General features: G+C 73.7%; 1 protein-coding gene. It reads left to right on the top strand.

From position 1 onward, the window contains the following. Positions 1-598: murein biosynthesis integral membrane protein MurJ (murJ, locus tag APM_RS13260; protein ID WP_039888766.1), on the top strand; the 598-nt coding region annotated here is incomplete at both ends.

Raw genomic sequence — 598 nt, 5'->3', positions numbered from 1 at the left:
CGTCTCGGTGCTGTACTACGCCGACCGGGTGAACCAGCTCCCCCTCGGCGTCATCGGCACCGCGGTCGGCACCGTGCTGCTGCCGAGTCTCTCGCGCCAGTTCCGCCGCAACGAGACCGATGCCGCCCGCGAATCGCTCAACCGCGCCATCGCCGTCTCGCTGCTGCTCACCCTGCCCGCCGCCGCCGCCCTCGCCGCGATCGGCCTGCCGGTGATGCGCACCCTCTTCGCCCACGGCGCCTTTTCCGACGCCGACGCCGCCCGCAGCGCCGCCGCCCTCGCCGTCTATGCCTTCGGCCTGCCCGCCTTCGTGCTGGTGAAGCTGTTCGCCCCCGGCTTCTTCGCCCGCGGCGACACCTCCACCCCGGTCAAGACCGGGCTCGCCGCGGTCGCGATCAACCTCGCCCTCAACCTCGCCCTGATGCACCCGCTGCAACAGGTCGGCATCGCGCTCTCGACCAGCCTCGCCGCCTGGTTCAACGCCCTCGCCCTCGCCCTCCTGCTCCGCCGCCGCGCCGATTTCGCGCCGGACCGCGCGCTCGCCCGCCGCATCCTCGCCATCGCGCTGGCGAGCGGGCTGATGGCCCTGCCCTGCTCG

The sequence above is a fragment of the Acidiphilium sp. PM genome (assembly GCF_000219295.1).
Lineage (GTDB): Bacteria > Pseudomonadota > Alphaproteobacteria > Acetobacterales > Acetobacteraceae > Acidiphilium > Acidiphilium multivorum.
The sequence above is the reverse complement of the archived record's forward strand: the minus strand, read 5'-3'. Positions and strand labels throughout refer to the sequence as shown.